At 30.8% G+C, this 6,025-nt stretch carries 6 protein-coding genes; all 6 read left to right on the top strand.

Annotated elements, in window-relative coordinates; translation table 11 throughout:
* A partial coding sequence (gene argC, locus ACI3VO_RS04005; RefSeq protein WP_439756683.1) for an N-acetyl-gamma-glutamyl-phosphate reductase occupies window positions 1–985 on the top strand: 985 nt, incomplete at its 5' end.
* Between the two features lie 30 nt (window positions 986–1,015).
* On the top strand, window positions 1,016–2,233 hold the full coding sequence (argJ, locus tag ACI3VO_RS04010; protein WP_439756684.1) for a bifunctional ornithine acetyltransferase/N-acetylglutamate synthase: 1,218 nt from the start codon (window positions 1,016–1,018) through the stop codon (window positions 2,231–2,233).
* Window positions 2,234–2,273: 40 nt separating this feature from the next.
* Window positions 2,274–3,122 (top strand): acetylglutamate kinase, encoded by an 849-nt coding sequence (gene argB / locus ACI3VO_RS04015; RefSeq protein ID WP_439756685.1) that lies wholly within the window; start codon window positions 2,274–2,276, stop codon window positions 3,120–3,122.
* Window positions 3,123–3,203: 81 nt separating this feature from the next.
* A complete protein-coding gene (locus tag ACI3VO_RS04020; RefSeq protein ID WP_439756686.1) occupies window positions 3,204–4,394 on the top strand; it encodes an aspartate aminotransferase family protein in 1,191 nt (396 codons plus the stop codon).
* Window positions 4,395–4,580: 186 nt separating this feature from the next.
* A complete protein-coding gene (locus tag ACI3VO_RS04025; RefSeq protein ID WP_439756687.1) occupies window positions 4,581–5,258 on the top strand; it encodes a DUF2711 family protein in 678 nt (225 codons plus the stop codon).
* A 63-nt stretch (window positions 5,259–5,321) separates the two neighbouring features.
* The gene (locus ACI3VO_RS04030; RefSeq protein ID WP_439756688.1) at window positions 5,322–5,789 is read left to right on the top strand and encodes a VOC family protein; all 468 of its coding nucleotides are present in this window, start codon (window positions 5,322–5,324) and stop codon (window positions 5,787–5,789) included.
* Window positions 5,790–6,025 lie beyond the last annotated feature (236 nt).

Below are 6,025 nucleotides of genomic sequence, written 5' to 3' on the forward strand. Positions count from 1 at the left end.
AGAATTAATAAGATTATTAAATGCACATCCAAAAGCAGAAGTATCTGCTATAGGATCAAACTCTTTTGTAGATAAAAGTATAACAGAGGTTTATCCAAGTGTAGGTATAGGGAATGATATGAAATGTATGAATAATGAAGATGTAATAAAAAATAGTGATTTTATATTTACAGCTTTACCACATGGAGTTAGCCAAGAATTTGTACAACAGGCAGTTAAAGAAGGAAAAAAAGTTGTAGATTTAGGTGCAGATTTTAGATTAAAGGATGAAGAAATCTATAAAGAATGGTATAATGTATCTTTCATAGATAAAAAATTACATGAAGAGGCTGCATATGGTCTTTGTGAACATTATAAAGACGAAATAAAAAGTGCAAGAGTTGTAGCTAATCCAGGATGCTATGTAACTAGTATATCATTACCTCTTATGCCATTATTAAAATCTAAATTAATAAAAAAGGAAGGTATAGTAGCAGATTCAAAATCAGGAGTAACTGGAGCTGGTAGAGGACTTTCATTACTTAGTCATTATCCAGAAATAAACGAAAATATGGCTCCTTATAAAATAGGAAACCACAGACATACTCCAGAAATAGAACAAAATCTAACTGATGCAGCTGGAGAACCAGTAGAAATAATATTTACTCCAATTCTATCACCAATGAATAGAGGAATATTATCAACTATTTACTGTGAAAAGGCTGAAGGTGTTACAGTAGAAAAGATACAAAGTGAATTAGCTGATTTTTATAAAGATAAACCATTTGTAGATGTTTTACCATTAGGACAAGTAGCAACAGTGAAACATGTTAGATTATCAAATAAATGTGCTATATCTGTACATGAAAACAAATCAAAAATAATTATTTGTTCAACAATAGATAATATGGTTAAGGGTTCAGCTGGGCAAGCTATACAAAATATGAACTTAATGCTTGGATTCGATGAATGTGAAGGTCTAAGCACAATGGCAACAGCCTTTTAGTAAATAAAAATAAGGAGGACAGGAACATTGATGGAAATCATTAAAGGTGGAGTTACAGCTGCAAAAGGATTTACAGCATCTGGAATGCATGTAGGTCTTAGAAGAAACGTAGAAAAAAAAGATATAGCACTTGTATATTCAGATACAATGTGCAACGCAGCTGCAGTATTCACTCAGAATAAAATAAAAGCAAATCCAATATATGTTACAAGTGAACATATACAAGATGGAAAGGCTCAAGCAATAATTATAAACAGTGCAAATGCAAATACTTTTAATGGCAAGGAAGGATTAAATCATGCCTTCAGAATGGCAAAGGCAACTGCTGAAGTATTAAACTTAAAGGAAGAAGATGTTTTAGTTGCATCTACAGGAGTTATAGGAGAACCATTAAAAATAGATTTAATAGAAGCTAATGTCGGTGAATTAGCTAGTCAGCTTAGTAAAAGAGGGCATATGGCTGCTAGAGAAGGTATAATGACAACTGACATGATTAAAAAAGAAATAACAGTATCAATTGATATAGATGGTAAAAAAGTTATTGTAGGTGGAATGGCTAAGGGTTCAGGAATGATACATCCAAATATGGGAACAGTACTTGCCTTTATAACATCAGATATAGATATAGATCAAGGCTTATTACAAGAAGCATTGAGATATGCTACAAATAAAAGCTTCAATAGAATAAGTGTCGATGGTCAAACAAGTACAAACGACATGGCGATAGTTCTAGCAAATGGAAAAGCTGGAAATACTAAAATAACTGAAAAGGATAGAAATTACGATACATTTTTACAAGCACTAGTTTATATATGCACAGAGCTTGCTAAATTAGTTGCTAGAGATGGAGAAGGTGCTACAAAGCTTATAGAATGTGTTGTAGAAGGAGCTAAAACAGAAGAAACTGCAGCTAGATTATCAAAAGCAGTAATAACTTCTACTATGGTCAAAGCAGCAGTATTTGGTGCAGATGCCAACTGGGGAAGAATTTTATGTGCTATCGGATGTGAAGGCTCTGAATTTGATCCTAATAAGATAGATATAATATTTGAAAGTAAAAAAGGATATATAGAAGTTTGCAAAGATGGTGAACCATTACAATTTAACGAAAAGAAAGCAAGAAGTATATTGGAAGATGATGAAGTAACTATAATAGTAGATCTTCAAATGGGGGACGAAAGAGCCAACGCTTGGGGATGTGATTTAACTTACGAATATGTTAGAATTAATGGTAGTTATAGAAGTTAGATAACTAAAAATATAAAGTCGAAATTGGGGATGAATAGTTATGAAATTTAATGATGACAAAGCAAAAATGTTAATCGAGATGCTGCCATATATTGAAAAGCATAGTGGAAAAACTATGGTAATAAAATATGGTGGAAACGCAATGAAAAACGAAAGATTAAAAGAATCTGTTATGGAAGATATAATTCTTATGAGTTATGTTGGAATAAACATAGTTGTGGTTCATGGTGGAGGACCAGAAATAAACAAAATGTTAGACAGATTAAAAATACAAAGTGAATTTGTAAATGGATTAAGATACACAGATGAAGATACAATGGAAGTTGTACAAATGGTTCTTGCAGGAAAGGTTAACAAAGAATTAGTTTCAAAAATAAACCAAAGAGGTGGAAAAGCAGTAGGTCTTTGTGGTATAGATGGAAACATGTTAGTTTGTGAACCAACAAAAGAAGACTTAGGATATGTAGGAAAAATAGTTGAAGTAAACCCACAAATAATAAGAGATAATCTTGATGCTGGATATATTTCTATGATAGCTACAATAGGAGCTGATAAAGAAGGTCAAGTTTACAATATAAATGGAGATATAGCTGGTTCTGCAATAGCAGGAGCACTTAAAGCAGAAAAATACATTCTTTTAACAGATGTACCAGGTTTATTAGAAGAGCCTTCAATGGATGATAGCTTAATATCTCATGTATATAAAGAAGACTTACCGATACTATTTGAAAATGGAGTTATAACAGGCGGAATGATTCCAAAAATAAATAGTTGTATAGATGCCTTAAATCAAGGTGTTAAAAAAGTTCATATCTTAGATGGTAGAGTTAGACATTCACTTCTAACTGAATTATTTACAGATGCAGGGGTAGGAACTTTAATAGATTAATTTTTACAGTGTTTAATAGAAAGATATTTTAGCGAATTTAGGGATAATAATTAATATATTGAAAAAAGGGAGATGTTTTAAATGGAATTAACACCAAAAACTCAAAAAATACAAGATAAATGGGACGCGAATTTTATGAAAACTTACGCTCAAGTACCTGTTGTTATAGATAAAGGTCAAGGAGCTACTGTAACAGATATAGATGGAAAAGAATACGTAGATTTTACTAGTGGAATAGGTGTTTCTGCTTTAGGATACGATCATCCAGAGCTAACTAAGGCTATACAAGAACAAGCTGCAAAATTACTTCACAGCTCAAACATATTCTTCAATGAACCACATGTAAATGCAGGGGAAAAAATAATAAAATTAAGTGGATACGACAAAGCATTTTTCTGTAACTCAGGTACAGAAGCAAATGAAGGTGCTATGAAAATAGCTAGAAAATACAGTGACATAAAATACGGTGGAGATAGAGGTACTGTTTTAAGTTTAAATAAATCTTTCCACGGTAGAACAATGGCATCATTAATGGCTACTGGTAAAGAAGCTTACCACAAATATTTCTATCCACTACCAACTGGATACAAATATGTAGATAAAAACGATATAGAAGCATTTAAAGAAGCATTAAAGGATGAAACTATATGTGCATTCATATTTGAAGCAGTTCAAGGTGAAGGTGGAGTTTATCCAGTTGACAAAGAATTCATAGAAGAAGCAGTTAAATTATGTCAAGAAAAAGACATCATAGTAATATGTGACGAAGTACAAGCTGGTATGGGTAGAACTGGTAAATTATTTGGATTCCAAAACTTCGATATAAAACCAGACCTAGTAACAATGGCTAAAGGATTAGCAGGTGGTATTCCAGTTGGTGGAATATTAGCAGGAGAAAAGGTATCAAATGTTTTAGTTCCTGGAGATCATGGTACAACATTTGGTGGAAATGCGTTAGCTATGGCAGCTGCAAATGTAGTTTTAGATCAATTAGCTAAACCAGAATTCTTAGACGATGTAGCTAAAAAAGGTCAATATATGATGGATACTATAAAATCTTGGAATTTAGATGAAATAGTTGATGTCAGAGGAAAAGGTCTAATGATAGGTGTTGAAATAAAAGGAAAATCTGCTGATGTAGAAAAAGCAGCTGCAGAAAAAGGATTATTAGTTTTAACAGCTGGAGAACATGTAGTTAGATTATTACCTCCACTTGTGATAACAATGGACGAAATAAATAAAGGATTAGAAGTGTTAAAGGCTTGTTTATAAGATTTTGTATAGATAGCGATGTGAAGTAGGCTAGAATCTATTTTACGCTGATTAATTTTGAAATTAAGATCCTATAAAATTAATATTATGACTTATAGAAACCTTGAGGTTGTACTTGAGGTTTCTATTTTTTTACTTAAATAATGATATAATTTAACTAGATAGTGTAAGAGGAGTGATGAAATAGTGGAATATATATGGTTTGAATATGATAAACCAATTAAAAGTCAACTGCCAGAACATTTTAAAGCAGCAGCTATAATTTTAAGCCCGTTCATAAGTATGCCACTAAATTGGACAAAGTCTAATAGAAAATATGAATATGAGCATGTATTTCCAACTTTAGACCAAATTAAGCAATGTGGAAAGCCTGTTACTTGGCAAGAAATTATGAAAAAAAGTAAATTTAAAGATTACGGTGAGCTTGCATGGGGATTAGTCACTTCTATAGCTGCTCTAAAAGAAGAATATAGGAATCAGTTTTTAGCTGATAAAATTAATTTAAATGAGGATGAATACTATCCTATAGAAGATAATTTGTCTATATTTTTAATTAAAGATTTTGTAGATGTTCTTACTTCTAAAGGAGCTAAAAAAATTAGTTTTTCAAATCCAATTTTTGATGTAAACAAAACACTAGAAGTTAATGAAGCAAATTGTATAGAGATATGTAAATTATGTGAAGAGTATCGTGAAGTAATGATATATGATGATAATTTGGATTTTGCGTTTTTAAGTGTATTTGATTCTTTTATAAATCTATTTCTTGCAAAAGAAGAAAGTGATATCATTGATATATTAAATACTAAAAAATGGGAAGGTTTTATATGTGATGATAATACGAAGATATATTGGTTTTTATAATTAGAAACATAATATAGTTACAATATAAGAAAATAATTTTTCATATAAGGTAGGTGACAAAGTTTGAAATTTACAAGTACTTTAATTGCAGTTTCAGATTTAGAAAAATCTAAGAAATTTTATCAAGATGTTTTGGGATTAGATATTATAGCCGACTTTGGAGCAAATGTAACCTTAACTGGTGGAGTTGTGTTACAAACACTTGAAACATGGAAAAAATTTATAAATAAAGATGAAGAACAAATTGTTTTTAACAATAACTCGATGGAACTGTATTTTGAAGAGGATGATATGGATAAATTCATTGAAAAACTAAATAAATTTAAAGATATTGTATTTGTCCATGAGTTGATTGAGCATAGCTGGGGACAGAGAGTTGTGCGTTTTTATGATCCTGATATGCATGTAATTGAAGTTGGAGAAAATATAAAGATGGTCGTAAAAAGATTTATTCAAAGTGGGCTTTCTATAGAAGAAACAGCAGTTAGAATGGATGTGTCGGTAGAATTTATAAATTCGTGTTTAGAATAGAATATCAAATTGCCCCTAAGTATTATTTTATATTAATAATATCTAGGGGTTTTAATTTGTATCAAGAAAATTCAATACCATGGTATTTTAAAAAGTTTTTAGCTACAGTCGATAAATGTGATTTTTTCTTTATAATAAATGCTCGTGGGACTTCTAGTATGTAATCTGAGATTTCTATAAGTTGTATTTTATCGATTATATTATCCTTTTTTGCAACTGGAATTAAAGCAATTGCG

The organism is Intestinibacter sp., assembly GCF_051866655.1.
GTDB lineage: Bacteria > Bacillota > Clostridia > Peptostreptococcales > Peptostreptococcaceae > Intestinibacter.

Coding starts and splice junctions, on each gene's coding strand:
- argJ (WP_439756684.1), top strand. CDS start 1,016: ATGGAAATCATTAAAGGTGGAGTTACAGCTGCAAAAGGATTTACAGCA.
- argB (WP_439756685.1), top strand. CDS start 2,274: ATGAAATTTAATGATGACAAAGCAAAAATGTTAATCGAGATGCTGCCA.
- ACI3VO_RS04020 (WP_439756686.1), top strand. CDS start 3,204: ATGGAATTAACACCAAAAACTCAAAAAATACAAGATAAATGGGACGCG.